Here is an 18,546-nt window from a genome sequence, read left to right on the forward strand (position 1 = left end):
AAAAAAAATATTGTAATTGACTTTACTTTGTATTTTAAAATGGATTAAAATAGCATTGATGCTTTTTTTGTAACCGAAAGATACGTTCTTTTGGCATAGTGATTGAACCGTAAAGAGACATTCTAATTTGAAGGTCTTTGCTTTGATTTCAAGCAATATTTAAAAGTGTAGAACTCAAATTGGTGTCGCTTTTATAAAAATTAATGACAAAAAGACTTAAATAATAATATGTCAAATCATAAAATACTTACTATTGACAATCTGTCACTTCAAGAATTTGATTCTGATGCAGATTTAATTCCACTTTTAACTCCCGAAGACGAAGAGGAAATGAATAACGAAGCTTTACCGGAATTGTTAGCCATTTTGCCATTGCGCAACATGGTTTTGTTTCCTGGTGTTGTTATTCCAATTACTGCGGGTCGTGACAAATCTATCAAACTGATCAACGATGCTAATGCTGCTGGAAAAACGATTGGTGTTGTGGCTCAAATCAATGAAGAAGATGAAGATCCTACTAAAAATGACATTCATAAAATAGGTACTGTTGCCCGAATTTTACGTGTTTTAAAAATGCCTGATGGCAATGTAACCGTGATTTTGCAAGGTAAAAAGCGATTCGAAATTGAAGATATCGTTGAAGAGTTGCCCTACATGACTGCTCAAATCAAAGAAGTTCCCGAAGAACGTCCGGCTAAAAATGATACAGAATTTGTAGCCATTTTAGACTCAATGAAAGAGTTGGCCATTCAAATTATTAAAGAAAGCCCGAGTATTCCTAGCGAAGCTACATTTGCAATTAAAAACATTGAAAGTCAGTCGTTTTTAATCAATTTTGTGACATCGAACATGAACTTGTTAGTTCAAGAAAAACAAGATTTGTTGGCTATCAATGAGTTAAAAGGCAGGGCTTTAGAAACACTTCGTTATATGAATATTGAGTTGCAAAAACTCGAGTTGAAAAACGATATTCAATCTAAAGTACGTTTTGATTTAGATCAGCAGCAACGTGAGTACTTTTTGCACCAGCAAATAAAAACTATTCAAGAGGAATTGGGTGGCGTTTCGCAAGAAGAAGAAATGGACGAAATGCTTCAAAAGTCACTCAAGAAAAAATGGGATGATAAAACCAAAAAGCATTTTGAAAAAGAACTTTCAAAAATGCGTCGTATGAATCCGCAAGCACCTGATTTTGGTATTCAGCGTAATTATTTGGAGTTGTTTTTAGATTTGCCTTGGAATGAATTTTCAAAGGATAATTTCGATTTAAAAAGAGCACAAAAAATATTAGATCGCGATCATTTTGGATTGGAAGACGTTAAGAAAAGGATGATTGAACATTTGGCAGTTTTAAAATTGCGAAATGATATGAAGTCTCCAATTATTTGCTTAACAGGACCTCCGGGTGTGGGTAAAACCTCAATTGGTCGTTCCATTGCAGAAGCGTTGGGTAGAGAATACGTGCGTATTTCATTGGGTGGTTTGCGTGATGAATCTGAAATTCGTGGACACCGAAAAACCTATATTGGCGCTATGCCAGGTCGAATCATTCAAAGTTTGAAAAAAGCAGGTACATCAAATCCAGTTTTTGTTTTAGATGAAATTGATAAATTGTCAAACAGTCATCAAGGTGATCCATCTTCGGCTTTGCTGGAGGTATTAGACCCAGAGCAAAACAATTCTTTTTATGATAATTTCCTAGAAATGGGTTATGATCTTTCAAAAGTCATGTTTATTGCCACTTCAAATAATATGGCAGCAATTCAGCCCGCATTGCGCGACCGTATGGAAATCATAAAAATGTCAGGATATACCATTGAAGAAAAGGTAGAAATTGCGCGCCAGCATTTATTCCCAAGACAGTTAAAAGAACACGGATTAACATCGAAAGACTTGACGATAGGCAAAAAGCAATTAGAAAAAATTGTGGAAGGCTATACCAGAGAATCAGGTGTTCGTGGTCTCGAAGGTAAAATTGCGCAGGTGATTCGTAATGCTGCGAAATCAGTGGCAATGGAAGAGGAGTACAATAAAAAAGTTACCGATGAAGATTTGGTAAAAACTCTTGGCGTGGCACGTTTAGAGAGAGATAAATACGAAAACAATGAAGTGGCGGGTGTTGTGACAGGGCTAGCTTGGACTTCGGTTGGTGGTGATATTTTGTTTATTGAATCGTTACTTTCTCCTGGAAAAGGGAGCATGACCATCACAGGGAACTTAGGTACGGTGATGAAAGAATCGGCTACAATAGCGTTAGAATACATCAAAGCCAATACGAAATTATTAGGGTTAGAGTCGGAAATTTTGTCCAAATACAACATTCACTTGCACGTACCAGAAGGCGCAACACCTAAGGACGGACCAAGTGCGGGTATCGCAATGTTAACCTCGTTAGTATCTTTATTTACTCAAAAAAGAGTGAAGAAAAATTTAGCAATGACAGGCGAAATTACACTACGTGGAAAAGTATTGCCTGTAGGCGGAATCAAAGAAAAGATTTTGGCTGGCAAAAGAGCTAATATCAAAGAAATCATTTTGTGTCACGAAAACAAAAACGATATTGACGAGATTAAGCCAGAATATTTGCAAGGATTGACATTTCATTACGTGAAGGAAATGAGCGAAGTTCTTGAGTTTGCTTTGACCGATCAGAAAGTTAAAAATGCCAAGACGTTGTAAAAACGTTTTCATTTAAAAGTTTAAAATCCAAATTCGACAGCTAGTAAAAAGCTTGTTGAATTTGGATTTTTTCATCGATACATATTTTATTCTACAACTTCAAGAGCGCATTTGTTTTTTGTACCAAAATAGAAGGATAAAGTTTTGGCGCTTGTAGGTGATCGCCTTCGTAAATCCAAAGTTGTTTTTTTGATTTGCTGTTGTTGTAAACCGTTTCACATTGGCTGAAAGGAACATCTTTGTCGGTTTTAGAATGAATAAACAAAACAGGCACTGATTGTATGCTTTTGATATCTTCTGCAGCAGAATAAGGCGAAGTTAAATAGGTACGAATCATTTGATGTTGCGCTTCGGGAGTTTTACTTACCGCTATTTCTGTAAAGGAGCTTATAACGCCGTCTACAATTAATCCACTTATTTTATCTTGATTGTTTTTGGTTAAATTAACCGCAACTTGTGTTCCCATTGATGCGCCGTAAATGATAATTTTTTTGTTTTTAAAGTCGGTATTTTTAAGAATTTCATTAAAAATAATTTGAGCATCTGCTGCAATGTTGAGGTGAGTGGGTTTGCCGGTTGATTTTCCGTAGCCTCTCATGTCAAACATAATTACTTCGTAGCCATTTTTAACCAAAGGCTTTACAAAAGGTACATAACTCATACAATTACCAGCGGCACCATGAAAATAAAGTATAGTTGCCTTGGGTTGTTTTTGTTTTGGTGATAATACCACACTATTGATAGTATCTTTTTCAATGTAATAATTGTGCTCTTTGAATTGTAAAGAATCTATTGTGATGGTTTTTGCTTTTTTTGGATAATAAAATTTATCGTCCATTTGAGCTTGAACATTATACATACATAAAAATAGTAGCGTTGTAAAAAGTAAATTTTTCATGGTTTTTAGTTTTAGGTTTTAATTCTTTGTCAAAACTAGGAGTAAACCAAACGTTTCAAAAAGGTTTTATACTGAACTGTTGATTTTAAGGACTGAATTGTCCCTTTTTAAACTTTTCTTTTTCTAAAAAATAATATCTTCGCACTGGCGTTATCATTTTATACTTTTGGCGCTTTTGCAACATGTTTAAAAAAATATTGATATTCAGTTTGTTACTCTACGGTACCGCATCAAACGGTCAGATAGGCGGTAAAACAATATATCAATTTTTAAATCTCGTTGCCTCTCCAAGACAAGCGGCTTTAGGAGGAAAAGTGTTGACTATATATGACGATGATGTGAATCAAGCTCATTTTAATCCGGCCACAATCAATGCAGAGATGGACAATCATTTAGCACTGAATTACGGAAATTACTATGGAGCGCTTACGTACGGGACCGCTTCTTATGCGTACACCTATGACAGACACCTGCAAACGTTTCAAGCGGGTGTAAATTATATCAATTATGGTAGTTTTGAGGGCTATGACGAAAATGGTCAAGCCACAGCTGCCTTTTCAGGAAGCGAAGTAGCCTTGTCTATGGGGTATGCGTACAATATTCCTTATACAGATTTGCATATTGGTGCTAGTGCCAAGTTGATTTCGTCTAGTCTAGAAACCTATCATTCTTTTGGAGGAGCATTAGACATTGGGGCTTTATATATTGATGAACGGAACGATGTCAATTGGGCGTTGGTCATACGAAATCTAGGGACTCAATTTTCAACTTACAATGGTGTTCGAGAAAAGTTACCCTTGGAGGTTTTAGTAGGAGTTTCGCAAGAGTTAGAAAATGTACCTATTCGATGGCATTTAACATTAGAGAATTTACAACAATGGAATATTGCTTTTGCTAATCCAGCACGATCAGAACAATCTTTTAATGGAACAGCAACTCCTGAAAAAGTATCTTTTGTAAATAATGCTTTGAGGCATGTAATTGCAGGAGTAGAGTTGTTCCCAAAAAGAGGATTCAATTTGCGTTTGGGATACAATTTTAGACGAGCCGAGGAATTACGTATTCAAGAACAACGTAATTTTTCTGGACTTTCATTCGGTTTTGGACTCAAATTAAACAAACTTAAGTTCAATTATTCCTATTCCAGATATACGCTTGCTGGAAACACGAGTCTCTTTGGGCTAACCATAAATTTTCAAGAATAGTTTATTCATTTCAAATACTTTAAATTTTATATTTTGACAAAAAAAATTACCATTGCCATAGATGGATTTTCATCAACGGGAAAAAGTACGCTAGCAAAACAATTAGCAAAACATTTAGGATATATTTATGTAGACACAGGAGCAATGTATCGTGCCGTAACTTTTTTTGCTATGAAGCAAGGGTATATCAATGCAGATGCTTTTGATAGTACCACTTTAATTGCAAGTTTGCCTGCAATTAGACTGCATTTTGAATTTAATGCGGAGTTAGGATTTGCAGAGGTTTTTTTGAACGATGTCAATGTTGAAACCGAAATTCGAACCATTGAAGTATCGCGTTTTGTGAGCAAAGTTGCTGAGGTTTCTCAAGTTCGAGCTAAATTAGTGGAACAACAAAAAGAAATGGGCAAGAACAAGGCAATTGTTATGGATGGACGAGACATTGGCACTGTGGTATTTCCTGATGCCGAGCTTAAAATATTCATGACGGCAAGCGCTAGTACTAGAGCACAAAGGCGATATGATGAGTTAGTAGCCAAAGGTGATGCGGTAACATATGATGAAGTACTCAAAAATGTAGAAGAACGAGATTACATAGATACCCATCGAGAAGATTCGCCTTTAGTGATGGCAGAAGATGCAATTGAAATTGACAATTCACATTTGAGTCGTGAGGAACAATTTGCTCAAGTTTTAGAAATGGTAAACGAAATCACTAAAACGATATAATTATTTGCAGATATCATTTTTAATGGTAGATTTACGCCTTGTAAATTTTTTAAATACAATTTATATCATGAATATAAAATTACGACTAACCATAATGAATTTCTTTCAATTTTTCGTTTGGGGAATTTGGTTGATATCTTTAGGAGGTTACATGGGACAAGTTTTTGGACCAATTGAAGGAGGAAGTATTGGTTTGTCAATCGGCAGAACATATGGCTCAATGGGATGGGCTAGTTTATTTATGCCGCCATTACTAGGTATTATTGCAGACAAATATTTTAGTGCGCAAAAAGTTTTGGGAATTGCTCATATTATAGCAGGGATTGCTATATTTTTCGCAACTAAAGCATCAAATTCGACAGAAATGTATTGGGTTATTTTTGCAACTAGTTGCTTCTATATGCCTACAATTGCGTTAAATAATTCGGTTAGTTATGCTGTGCTTAATAAATATAATTTTGATGTGCAGAAAACATTTACACCAATACGTGTTTGGGGAACTGTTGGTTTTATACTTGCAATGTGGATTACAGATTTGACGGATTGGAAGTCGGATACAAATCAATTTGTATTTGCATCTGTTGCAATGATTATTACAGGTTTATTCTGTTTTACTTTACCAAATGTACCTGCGGAAAATAAAAATAGTAATCAATCGTTAACAAGTAAATTTGGTTTAGACAGTTTTGTTCTTTTTAAACAAAAGAAAATGGCAATATTTTTTGTTTTTGCAATGCTTCTAGGCGCTGCTTTGCAGATTACAAATATGTTTGGAGATACATTTATTCGAGATTTTGGTTCCGATCCTCAATACAAAGGGACTTTCGGTGTTGATCATTCGGTCTTAATTATTTCACTGTCTCAAATTTCAGAAACTTTATTTATTCTAACAATACCATTTTTTTTAAAGAGGTTTGGAATAAAGCAAGTTATGATTTTTAGTATGATAGCTTGGGTTTTAAGATTTGCCTTTTTTGGCATAGGTAATCCTGGTTCGGGAGTTGTATTCTTAATTTTGTCAATGATTGTTTACGGAATGGCTTTTGATTTCTTCAATATTTCAGGGTCTTTATTTGTAGAGAAAGAAACAGATAGTAAGATAAGATCTAGTGCTCAAGGCTTGTTTATGTTGATGACAAACGGTATTGGAGCAATTTTGGGCGGTGAGTTAGCAGGTAGAACTGTGAGTTATTTCACTGTAAGTAATAAAGTTGAGTGGCCTCAAGTTTGGTTTTCTTTTGCTGCTTACGCCTTTGTTATTGCTATAGCTTTTGCAATTATGTTTAAGTATAAGCATAATCCGAATGATTTTGAAAATGTTAGTCATTAATTTATAATTTCTCAATTAAAGAATTACCCGATACCATTTTGTATCGGGTTTTTTTATTCCAAAAATGCCCTAATTCCCTTCGTAGCCCCGAGTGAAGCGGCATCCTTTTATATGGCTTCTAGTTCGCCGCAGCGAACTAGAAGCCATATAAAAGATACAGCGAAAAGCGGGAACGGGCTTCTTGAAAAAGACTGTATCTTCTGCTCCTAATTATCAATTGATTATCTAGAGTTTAAAATTTTGGTAATCAAAATTAATGTATTACTTTTGCAGTCCTTAAGGTGAATAAGAGTTTCCTTTGGGGTTCAATCATTTATACAAACAACTTCTGCTGTTTTCTATCACATTAAGAAACTCAAGAAAATACAGAATACAAATTTTTAATCAGCATGTCTGAACAAGTAAAATCACAAGAAGAGTTTTTAGCAAATTTTAACTGGCACAATTTCGAAGAAGGTATTGATGCTGTTGATGAAAAAAACTTATTAGAGTTTGAGGAATTAGTTTCTAAAACTTTTATTGCAACTGATCAAGAGGAAGTTGTAGAAGGAACAGTTGTAAGAATTACAGATAGAGACGTTATCGTTGATATCAACGCTAAATCTGAAGGTGTAATTTCATTGAATGAATTCCGTTACAACCCAGCATTAAAAGTAGGTGATACTGTTGAGGTATTAATTGACATCCGTGAGGATAAAACAGGTCAGTTAGTATTATCTCACCGTAAAGCACGTACTATCAAATCTTGGGATAGAGTTATTTCGGCTAACGAAACAGGTGAAATCGTTAATGGTTTTGTTAAATGCAGAACTAAAGGTGGTATGATCGTTGACGTTTTCGGAATTGAAGCGTTCTTACCTGGATCTCAAATTGATGTTAAGCCAATTAGAGATTACGATGTATACGTAAACAAAATGATGGAGTTCAAAGTTGTGAAAATTAACCACGAATTTAAAAACGTAGTTGTATCGCACAAAGCGCTTATTGAAGCGGATATTGAAATCCAGAAAAAAGAAATCATTGGTCAATTACAAAAAGGACAAGTTTTAGAAGGTGTTGTTAAAAACATTACTTCTTATGGTGTGTTTATTGACTTAGGTGGAGTTGATGGATTGATTCACATTACTGACCTTTCTTGGTCTAGAATCAACCACCCATCTGAAGTTCTTGAATTAGATCAAAAATTGAACGTTGTAATCCTTGATTTCGATGATGAGAAAACAAGAATTCAATTAGGATTGAAACAATTAAACGCTCACCCATGGGATGCTTTAAATGCTGATTTAAAAATTGGTGATAAAGTAAACGGTAAAGTAGTTGTAATCGCTGATTACGGTGCATTTATCGAAGTTGCTGAAGGTGTTGAAGGTTTAATCCACGTTTCTGAAATGTCTTGGTCTACGCACTTGCGTTCAGCTCAAGATTTCGTAAAAGTTGGTGATGTTGTTGAAGCTGTTATCTTAACTTTAGATAGAGATGACCGTAAAATGTCATTAGGTATCAAACAATTGTCTCAAGATCCTTGGACTGATATCACTGCTAAATACCCAGTAGGTTCTAAGCACACAGGTATCGTTAGAAACTTTACAAACTTTGGAATTTTCGTAGAACTTGAAGAAGGAATTGATGGATTAATCTACATCTCTGACTTATCTTGGACTAAGAAAATCAAACACCCATCTGAATTCGTAAACGTTGGTGAAAAACTTGACGTTGTAGTATTAGAGTTGGATGTTGATGGACGTAAATTATCTTTAGGTCACAAACAAACTACTGCTAATCCTTGGGATCAGTATGAAGATTCATTCGCTGTAGGAACTATCCACAATGGTGAAATTTCTGAAATCGTTGACAAAGGAGCTACTGTAGAATTCGGAGATGATATCGTTGCTTTCATTCCAACTCGTCACCTTGAAAAAGAAGACGGAAAGAAATTGAAAAAAGGCGATACTGCTGATTTCAAAGTAATCGAATTCAACAAAGAATTCAAAAGAGTAGTTGCATCTCACACTGCTATCTTCCGTGAAGAAGAAGAGAAAAATGTGAAATCAGCTTCAGAAAACAATTCAGGTTCATCTACTAATGCACCAGCTGCAACTTTAGGAGATAACAATGATATGTTAGCTGCATTGAAAGCTAAAATGGAAAAATCAGAGAAAAAATAATTTTTTGATTTTTTGAATATAGAAAGTCCCACAGCAATGTGGGACTTTTTTTTGTGCTTTGTAAGATTTATTTAATAAGAAAAGGTGTTAACTAAATCCAAAAGTATATATTTGATTTTTTAAAAATTACTGATGAAAAAAATCTACTTTTTGTTGTTAGCTCTTTGTTTTTTTAATGGTTTGAGTGCCCAGATTATTAATTTTCCTGATTCGAATTTTAAATCAAAGTTGCTTTCGGCAAGTTCGGGAAATACAATAGCTAAAAATTTACTAGGAAATTATTTTAGAATAGATTCTAATTATAATAATCAAATTGAACTTGCTGAGGCATTGCAAGTTAGTTATTTAGATATGAGTAATTCGACACTTTCTTCATTACAAGGTGTTTTGAGTTTTACCAATCTGCAAAGTTTAAATTGTTCAAACAACAAAATTACTTCTCTAGATTTAGGAGGTTTGATAAATCTTCAAAACTTATATTGTTCAAATAATCAAATTAGTTCATTAAATATTGCAGGCTTGAATAACCTTCGAGTTTTATTTTGTGATATTAATTACCTATCTTCAATTAATTTGAGTGGTTTAACAAATCTTCAAATTTTGAATTGTTCAAGTAATAATTTTTCATCCTTGAATTTAGGGGGATTGAAAAATCTCATTGATTTAGATTGTCATGATAATAGTTCTTATATCTCGACATTAGATTTAAGTGGATTGTCAAATCTAACGCGTTTAGATTGCAGTAATATAACCCTTAATAAATTAATTACAAGTGGACTGACAAGTCTTCAACAATTAAATTGTAGAAATAACAGCCTTATTACACTTGAACTTACAGATTTGATTAATCTAACTAATTTAAATTGCTCTACTAATAATCTCGTAACGCTGAATGTTAGTGGTTTAACAAATCTTCAAGTTCTAAATTGTTCTCGTAATATGCTGAAATCTATAGATGTTAAAAGTTCAAAAAAACTTCAAAATTTAAATTGTAGAGCAAATCCATTTGGTTCATTAGATTTAAATGGTTTGTCAAATCTAAATATTATTGACCTTGATTTTAACACAAGCTTAAAATCACTTTATATAAAGGACATTGGGTTTAATAGTAATGATCCAACTCATTTATTTAATTTTGACACTCAATTTGCGTTGCAATATATTTGTGCTAATTCTGGTCTAATTCCTTATTTGCAACAAAGAACATCTAAGTATGGCCAAAATGGTGCCGGTTATAATTGTCTGGTTATAGATTCCTCTTGTTCTTCCAATCCATATAGTGATGTTATTGTTAATGTTCCGGATGTAAATTTTAAAAATAATTTGGTGTATTCTAATTGTTTTACTGCTACCGCTAAAGATTTAACTGGCAAGATCATTCGGATTGATAAGAATGCTGATGGTGAAATTCAAGTCAATGAAGCATTACAAGTAAGTTATTTATTTATTACTTCAACACAACCTATTACTTCTTTAATTGGAATTAAAAATTTTACGAATCTTCAAAATTTGTATTGCAACCAGTTACAACTAACGTCGTTAGATTTAACTGGTTTGACTAAACTTCAAACTATTCAAGGATCTAATAATGCTCTTACATCTGTAAATGTCACAGGTCTAATAAACCTTAATAATTTGTATCTTGATTCTAATAAATTGTCACAATTAAACTTGAACGGTTTAGCTAATCTTAAAACTTTACATTGTAGTTCTAATCAACTGAAATCATTAAATTTAAGTGGGCTAGGTAATTTACAGACTTTAGAATGTTATTCGAATCTACTAAGTTCAATAGATTTGAGTGGTTTAACAAATTTATTAGATTTGAGTTGTCAAAGTAATAAACTTACTTCTTTGAATTTTAATAATTCAACAAAAATTAAATCTTTAGCATGTTATTATAATCTTCTTACAAATTTGGATGTTAGTAATTTGTTTAGTCTTGGCTCATTATATTGTAATAATAATCTATTAAAGTCATTGTTTTTAAAAAACGGTATCAATGAGAAAAATCTAGAATTTGGCAATAATCCTGGTTTAACTTATATATGTGCAGACGATACACAAATATCAAATGTAGAAGCACAAATTTTAACCAATAAAATGAGTGGTTGTAATGTAAATTCATATTGTTCGTTTACTCCAGGCGGAAATTTTTATACAATTAAAGGAAATAATAAATTAGACAGTAATGCTAATGGGTGTGATTTTTTAGATAATGGTATCCCATATGTAAAATTAAAATTGATAAATGGTTCAATTTCTGGAAGTTTAATATCTGATGCTTCTGGAAAATATTCAATTCCACTACAAGCAGGAATGTACACTATAACTCCAGCAATAGAAAACTCAAATTATTTCACTATTTCTCCATCAACAGTAAATGTCAATTTCCCAACTGAAACCAATCCTAATATCCGAGATTTTTGTATTACGCCAATTGGTGTACATCCGGATTTAGAAATCACATTATTGCCATTACAAAACTCTAGACCAGGTTTTGATGTTGAATATAAAATAGTATATAAAAACAAAGGAAATCAAACACAATCTGGTTCCGTAAATCTAACTTTTGATGATACTAAATTAGATTTTATTTCAGCGATTCCAGTTGCAACTGATCAAAAAGTAAATAGTCTCTCTTGGAATTTTACAAATCTTAAGCCGTTTGAAAGTAAGGAAATAATCTTTACATTAAATGTAAATTCCCCAATGGAAATCCCTGCAGTAAACAATGGGGATATTTTGGATTTTACAGTAAACATAACTTCGGTAGTTATTGATGAAACCCCAATTGATAACATATTTACTTTAAATCAAACTGTTGTTGGTTCATACGACCCAAATGATAAAACTTGTTTGGAGGGCAATAAAATCAAACCAGAATTAATTGGGCAATATGTACATTACATGATTCGTTTTGAAAATACAGGAACTTATGCAGCACAAAACATTGTTATAAAAGATATGATTGATTTGTCAAAATTTGATATTTCAAGTTTAATTCCAACTAGTTCAAGTCATTCTTTTGTTACTAAAATTTCTGATATAAATAAAGTTGAATTCATTTTCGAAAACATCAATCTTCCTTTTGATGACGCAAATAATGACGGTTATGTTTCTTTTAAAATCAAAACAAAGCCAACTTTAAAAGTTGGAGATTCATTTACCAACGAGGCTAATATTTATTTTGATTATAATTTCCCAATAGTTACAAATAAAGCGATATCAAAATTTGAAACAACTTTAAATATTCAGGACTTTGATTTTTCTAATTATTTCAGTTTGTATCCAAATCCAGCAAATGAAGAATTAAATATTATTGCTAAACAAAATATAGAAATACAGTCTTTAACAATATATGATATTTTAGGACAAGTAGTTATTGCTGTTCCTAATGCTAAATCAGTCTCAAAAATCGATGTTTCCAAACTTTCATCCGGTAACTATTTTGTAAAAGTAAAATCAGATAAAGGATTTTCAAGTAAGAAGTTTATTAAAAATTAAGTTTAAGAATATCAGAGAAAAAATAATTCTCCGTTTTTTCATAAATAGAAAGTCCCACAGCAATGTGGGACTTTTTTTATGCTTAAATTTTTCTAGGAGCTAATCCTGCTATTCGCTGCAATCTTTTATAAAGTTTTTAGCCAAAAGGCTAAAGCTTTATGAAAGGATTTACGCTGCTATCAGGGCTAGGGAATTCGTTTGCAGTACATGCATTCTTTATAAATTTCACCTATTTTATATTCATTCAACTTTAATATTTACTCAGAATTGTATCAATTTACATTCGTGTGAATCTGTGTAATTCGTGTTTTATTATTTAGTAATGTATTTATAGTGAGGTGTATTTTAGTTAGCTGCCAGTAATTTAGATTCTTCTAGAGTGAACTCGTTAATGATCGCGTAAGTATCAATTTTGGCAATAGCCATTTCGTCTAAAATGTCAACTAGATTTTTATAGTTGCATTTTTTACTCGGTTTTATAATCACAATTGGTCCTCTTGACGGATCACCGTAAATCTCTTGAATTAAACGTTTTTTATTTTGTAATTCTTTTCGGATTCCATGTGAATCGTAGGATAATGTTTTGGGTTTTTCATTAGGGTAGCTTAAAAGTCCATGGTAGCTTACTAGCCTGTTATTATTGTCTAGTAAAATGGTAATCATGCGAATGTCTGTTCCTGATCCACAATTTGTTCTACCATCCCATTCTGGATTCTTATCAGGTAAGCCCATGCTCATAGTTTTTGGCTTTGCCAAATCAATAGTGACCATAAAAAATACGATCAAAAGAAAAGATACGCTAACCATTGCAGTGAGGTCAACTCTTGATTCTAGTTTTTTGGTTCTAATTTTTTTAAGTTTCTTTTCGCTATTCGGGTTAAAATCTTCCATAATCGTTTTGATTTAAATTGATAGTAGTAGCAAAATCGTTTTTCAATTGTACTAAAGGTACAAAAAAATCATTCTTGCAGAATAATTTTACTAAAATTTTTGGTCTGTAACTCCTTATAGATTAAGGCTTGGTGAATTTGTTTTGTCAAATTCGTAAAAAATGAAAACCAAAACCATTTAATGTGCGTAAATGACTTTATATAACTTAACAAAAATAAATTTTATGAAAACTAAAAAATTCTTATCAATCGCATTTATGGCCTTAGTATTTGGAGCAACTTCTTTCGCTCAAAAAACAGTAATGGTAGGTGGAGCAGCAATGTATCCTTCTAAAAACATTGTTGAAAATGCTGTAAATTCGAAAGACCATACTACTCTTGTAGCGGCAGTTACTGCAGCAGGTTTAGTAGAAACATTACAAAGTAAAGGACCATTCACCGTTTTTGCCCCAACAAATGCAGCGTTTGCGAAATTGCCAGCAGGTACAGTAGATACTTTGCTAAAACCAGAAAATTTGAAAACTTTGCAAACTATTTTGACTTACCACGTAGTTGCAGGAAAAATGAATGCTGCTGATATTGCTAAAGCAATTAAAGCAGGAAACGGTAAAGCTACCGTGAAAACCGTAAGTGGTGGTACGTTAACAGCTTGGATGAAAGGCAAAGATTTGTACATCACTGATGAAAACGGAAACATGTCAAAAGTTACAATTGCTGATGTAAACCAATCAAATGGTGTAATTCACGTTGTAGACACAGTAGTTTTGCCTAAACAATAACAATTTAGTTTAAGGTTAATATGTTTGTTAGTCTTAAGAGCCTCAGATTTCTGAGGCTTTTTTGTGCAATAAAAAAACCGATACTTTTTTGAGAGTATCGGTTTTTTTAATTCTTGTTGGTTCTTCTTATCTTAAAACAGCGCCGAGCTCTGTTTCAAATGTTTTTTGCAACTTGCTCATGATTTTGTCAATTTGCACATCTGTCAAGGTTTTAGCGCTATCCTGAATGGTAAAACTAATAGCGTATGATTTTTTTCCTTCGGCAAGATTTTGACCTTGGTACACATCAAAAAGATCTACATTTTTGAGCAATCCTTTTTCTGTTTGTCTCGCTAGGTTGTAAATACTGCTGTAAGTTACGTTTTCATCAATCAATAAAGCCAAGTCACGTCGAACTTCCGGATATTTTGGAATTTCTACAAACTTAATTTTTGTAGAGAGTTTTTTCAAAATTAAATCCCAGTCAAAATCAGCATAAAATACTTCTTGTTTGATTCCGAATTGTTTCAAAATACTCTTTTTAACAACTCCTAACGATACCAAAACATCGTTTCCTATCGATAATGAAATTCCTTCTGATAATACATCTAGAGTAGTCGGGATGTTTTGGAATTTAGACAATCCCAAACGTGATAGAATTCCTTCTACATAACCTTTAAATAAGAAAAAGTCAGATGGTTTTTGTGTAGCCGTCCAGCTTTCATTATTGCGATTACCCGTTAAAAACATAGATAAATGCTTTTTTTCTTCGTAACCTGCCAAATATTTGTGGTACGTTTTTCCGAATTCAAATAACTTTAAATCGGCATTTTTACGATTAATATTATACGATACAGCCTCTAAACCAGAAAACAATAAAGATTGGCGCATGGTCGACAAATCAGCGCTCAACGGATTTAAAATCGTAACATTATTGCTAGGATTCAACTGCTCTGATAAATCAACATACGACGCTGTTGTTAACGAGTTCGCCATCATTTCATGAAATCCTTGAGAGTTCAATTGTGTAGCAATTGTATTTTGTATTTTGTAATCTTCGTTTCTAGGAGCATTAAACACGGTTGCGTTCAACTTATTTGAAAAAGCAACATTGTTGTAACCGTATACTCTTAAAATTTCTTCGATAACATCAATTTCTCTTTGTACATCTACTCGGTAAGAAGGAATAGTTAGACCAAGCCCAGCATCAGAAACACTATTAACTTTAATGTCAAGTGAAACTAAAATTTTCTTAATTGTATCTTTTGGGATTTCTTGACCAATAATTTTAGCTACTTTGCTGAAGTTCAGGAAAACCGTGAAATCCTCGATCTTTTTTGGATAAAAATTCACCACGTCAGATGTGATTTCTCCACCGGCTACTTCTTGAATTAACAAAGCAGCGCGTTTTAAAGCATATTCTGTAATTGTTGGATCAATACCTCTTTCAAATCGGAAAGATGCATCAGTATTCAATTGATGTCTTTTAGCTGTTTTACGAACGCTTACCGGATTAAAATAAGCGCTTTCTAAGAAAATAGAGTTCGTACTTTCTGATACGCCAGATTTTTTTCCACCAAAAACCCCAGCAATGCAAAGTGGACCTTTTTCATCGCAAATCATCAAATCTTCTTCATGTAGTGTGCGCTCAACATCATCCAGTGTAACAAATTTTGTTCCCGCAGGAAGTGTTTGTACAATCACTTTACCATTGATTTTAGCTGCATCAAAAGCGTGTAGCGGCTGACCAAGATCATGTAAAACATAATTGGTAACGTCAACTACATTGTTTTTTGGTGTTAAACCAATAGCTTTTAATCGGTTTTGCAACCAAGCTGGTGATGGTTTAATCTCAATTCCCGAAATGGTTACACCACAGTATCTTGGAGCTAATTTGCTCTCTTTAACATCAACATCTATTTTTAAAGTACGTTTGTCTACTCTAAAATTACTAACAGATGGAGTGATTAGTTCTACACTAATTCCTTTTTGTAGCATTCCAGCTCTCAAATCGCGTGCTGTTCCCCAGTGACTCATAGCGTCAGCACGATTGGGTGTTAATCCAATTTCAAAAACTTCGTCGTTTTCTATTTTAAACACCGTTGCAGCTGTTGCGCCAGGAACTAGAGCATCGTCAAGAACCATAATTCCGTCATGACTATCACCTAATCCTAATTCGTCTTCGGCACAAATCATACCGTGGCTTTCTTGACCTCTGATTTTTCCTTTTTTGATGGTAAATGCTTCTCCATTGGCATCGTATAAAACGGTTCCAATTGTCGCAACAGGTACTTTTTGTCCGGCGGCTACGTTGGCTGCACCACAAACAATTTGTACGGGAGTTCCTGTTCCTAAATCAACGGTAGTTATTTTTAGTCGATCAGCATCAGGATGTTGTACGCAGGTTAACACATGACCCACTACAATCCCCTCTAAGCCTCCTTTTACAGATTGGTATTTTTCAACGCCTTCTACTTCAAGACCTAAATCAGTCAATAGAGCAGATGTTTCCTCTGAATTCCAGTCTGTTTTAATAAATTGCTTTAACCAGTTGTATGATATTTTCATGTGATAATTTTAATAAAAGTGCAAAGAGCTTCATTTTAGAAACTGTGTGCAAATATAAGGATTGAAGCGTGTAGAAAGAAACAATTTTTTTGCTTTTTTAAACGGTTTCATTAGCATTGTTCAGTTGTTCTTTTTCGATATGAAAACCTAATTAAATGTGAAATGTGTAATAAATAGTTCTTAAAAAAATGTATTTGGAAATTTTATGCTACTAATTGATACTATCGTGCTATATTTTTTGGAATTGGGTTGCTAAATTTGAAAAAACATAAAACGTACTACTATGGATAATGTGTTCAAAAGACCTGAATTTAAGGCAAAATATGATAATTATATTGGCGGTAAATTTGTTGCGCCAACAAGTGGAACTTATTTTGATGTTGTTTCACCAATTGATGGAAAAGTATTTACGCAAGCAGCTCATTCAAACAAAGCGGATCTTGATTTGGCTGTCGATGCGGCTTACGATGCTTTCAAAACTTGGGGAAAAACATCAGTAACCGAGAGAAGTGTTCTATTAAATAAAATTGCCCAAATAATCGAAGATAATTTAGAATATTTAGCAATTGTAGAAACCATAGACAACGGAAAAGCAGTTCGCGAAACTCTTGCGGCCGATTTGCCTCTAGCGATAGATCATTTTAGATATTTTGCAAGTGTAATTCGTGCCGAAGAAAGCTCAATAACCGAATTAGATTCGCAAACAGTTTCGATTGCATTAAGCGAACCTCTTGGGGTTGTTGCGCAAATCATCCCATGGAATTTCCCTATTTTAATGGCAGTGTGGAAACTGGCTCCAGCGCTTGCAGCAGGAAATACAGTAGTGCTTAAACCAGCTGAGAGTACTCCGATATCAATTTTAATCTTAATGGAATTGATAGGAGATGTATTGCCTCCTGGAGTTGTAAACATCGTTAATGGATTTGGTTCTGAGTTAGGAAGAGCCTTGGTAACAAACAAAAAAGTTTCAAAAGCTGCCTTTACAGGATCAACTCCTACAGGACGTTTGGTTATGCAATATGCCACAGAGAATATTATTCCAGTAACCTTAGAACTTGGCGGGAAATCACCAAATATTTTTATGAAATCAGTGGCAGATGCTGATGATGAATTTTTTGATAAAGCAGTCGAAGGAGCGGTGATGTTTGCCTTAAACCAAGGTGAAATTTGTACCTGTCCATCGCGTTTATTGGTACACGAAGATATTTATGAAAAATTTATTGCAAAAGTAATTGAACGTACGGAAGCAATTGCAACAGGACATCCTTTGGATAAAAATACCATGATGGGTGCGCAAACCTCGATGATTCAGAAGGAAAAAATTCTATCCTACATTAAATTAGGAAAAGAAGAAGGAGCAGAGTTGCTTACTGGCGGTTTCGAAAACACTCACGATGGGGAATTAGAGGGTGGTTATTACATTAAACCAACTCTTTTTAAAGGACATAACAAAATGAGAATCTTTCAAGAGGAAATTTTCGGACCTGTTTTAGCAGTGACTACGTTCAAAACAACCGAAGAGGCCATCGAAATTGCGAATGATACAATTTATGGTTTAGGTGCTGGTTTATGGACGCGCGACGCTCACGAAATTTATCAAGTGCCTAGAGCTATTCAAGCTGGTCGTGTTTGGATTAATCAGTACCATTCATATCCTGCAGGAGCTCCATTTGGAGGTTATAAACAATCAGGGATTGGTCGTGAAAATCATAGAATGATGTTGGGTCATTACCGTAAGACTAAAAATATGCTTATTTCTTACGATAAAAATAAGTTAGGATTCTTTTAATTGGTTACAATAGATTGTTCAATTCAAA

At 33.6% G+C, this 18,546-nt stretch carries 11 protein-coding genes; 8 read left to right on the forward strand and 3 right to left on the reverse strand.

What is annotated here, in order from left to right; genetic code table 11:
* The first annotated feature begins 228 nt into the window (after positions 1-228).
* Positions 229-2,679, forward strand: coding sequence for an endopeptidase La (gene lon, locus L1S34_RS07350; protein WP_236363466.1), 2,451 nt, complete (start codon positions 229-231; stop codon positions 2,677-2,679).
* Between the two features lie 91 nt (positions 2,680-2,770).
* On the opposite strand, the gene L1S34_RS07355 is transcribed toward lon, so the two are convergent.
* Positions 2,771-3,577 carry an alpha/beta hydrolase gene (locus L1S34_RS07355; RefSeq protein ID WP_236363467.1) on the reverse strand — a complete coding sequence of 269 codons (807 nt, stop codon included), beginning with the start codon at positions 3,575-3,577 and terminating at the stop codon, positions 2,771-2,773.
* Between the two features lie 182 nt (positions 3,578-3,759).
* Here L1S34_RS07355 and porQ point away from each other — a divergent pair, with 182 nt between their 5' ends.
* From porQ to L1S34_RS07380, 5 genes are all read left to right on the forward strand, one after another.
* Positions 3,760-4,782: a type IX secretion system protein PorQ gene (gene porQ / locus L1S34_RS07360; RefSeq protein ID WP_236363468.1), complete on the forward strand. Its 1,023-nt coding sequence runs from the start codon at positions 3,760-3,762 to the stop codon at positions 4,780-4,782.
* 33 nt (positions 4,783-4,815) lie between these two features.
* Entirely contained in the window at positions 4,816-5,511 is a 696-nt protein-coding gene (gene cmk, locus L1S34_RS07365; protein ID WP_236363469.1) for a (d)CMP kinase, read from the forward strand.
* A 67-nt stretch (positions 5,512-5,578) separates the two neighbouring features.
* Positions 5,579-6,841 carry a nucleoside permease gene (locus tag L1S34_RS07370; protein WP_236363470.1) on the forward strand — a complete coding sequence of 421 codons (1,263 nt, stop codon included), beginning with the start codon at positions 5,579-5,581 and terminating at the stop codon, positions 6,839-6,841.
* Positions 6,842-7,230: 389 nt separating this feature from the next.
* Complete coding sequence (rpsA, locus tag L1S34_RS07375) at positions 7,231-9,006, forward strand: 30S ribosomal protein S1 (RefSeq protein WP_210790290.1); 1,776 nt, start codon at positions 7,231-7,233, stop codon at positions 9,004-9,006.
* Between the two features lie 132 nt (positions 9,007-9,138).
* The gene (locus L1S34_RS07380; protein WP_236363471.1) at positions 9,139-12,513 is read left to right on the forward strand and encodes a DUF7619 domain-containing protein; all 3,375 of its coding nucleotides are present in this window, start codon (positions 9,139-9,141) and stop codon (positions 12,511-12,513) included.
* A gap of 345 nt (positions 12,514-12,858) precedes the next feature.
* Here the strand turns inward: L1S34_RS07380 and L1S34_RS07385 are convergent, their stop codons facing one another.
* Complete coding sequence (locus L1S34_RS07385) at positions 12,859-13,404, reverse strand: ExbD/TolR family protein (RefSeq protein ID WP_236363472.1); 546 nt, start codon at positions 13,402-13,404, stop codon at positions 12,859-12,861.
* Positions 13,405-13,627: 223 nt separating this feature from the next.
* On the opposite strand from L1S34_RS07385, the gene L1S34_RS07390 reads away from it, so the two are divergent.
* Entirely contained in the window at positions 13,628-14,182 is a 555-nt protein-coding gene (locus L1S34_RS07390; protein WP_210790284.1) for a fasciclin domain-containing protein, read from the forward strand.
* A 126-nt stretch (positions 14,183-14,308) separates the two neighbouring features.
* Here L1S34_RS07390 and pheT read toward each other — a convergent pair whose 3' ends face one another.
* A complete protein-coding gene (pheT, locus tag L1S34_RS07395) occupies positions 14,309-16,729 on the reverse strand; it encodes a phenylalanine--tRNA ligase subunit beta (RefSeq protein ID WP_236363473.1) in 2,421 nt (806 codons plus the stop codon).
* A 283-nt stretch (positions 16,730-17,012) separates the two neighbouring features.
* Here pheT and L1S34_RS07400 point away from each other — a divergent pair, with 283 nt between their 5' ends.
* Positions 17,013-18,518: an aldehyde dehydrogenase family protein gene (locus tag L1S34_RS07400; RefSeq protein ID WP_236363474.1), complete on the forward strand. Its 1,506-nt coding sequence runs from the start codon at positions 17,013-17,015 to the stop codon at positions 18,516-18,518.
* Positions 18,519-18,546: the final 28 nt, after the last annotated feature.

Origin of the sequence: Flavobacterium sp. K77, assembly GCF_021608205.1 — a bacterium.
In the GTDB taxonomy this organism is placed as follows: Bacteria; Bacteroidota; Bacteroidia; order Flavobacteriales; family Flavobacteriaceae; genus Flavobacterium; species Flavobacterium turcicum.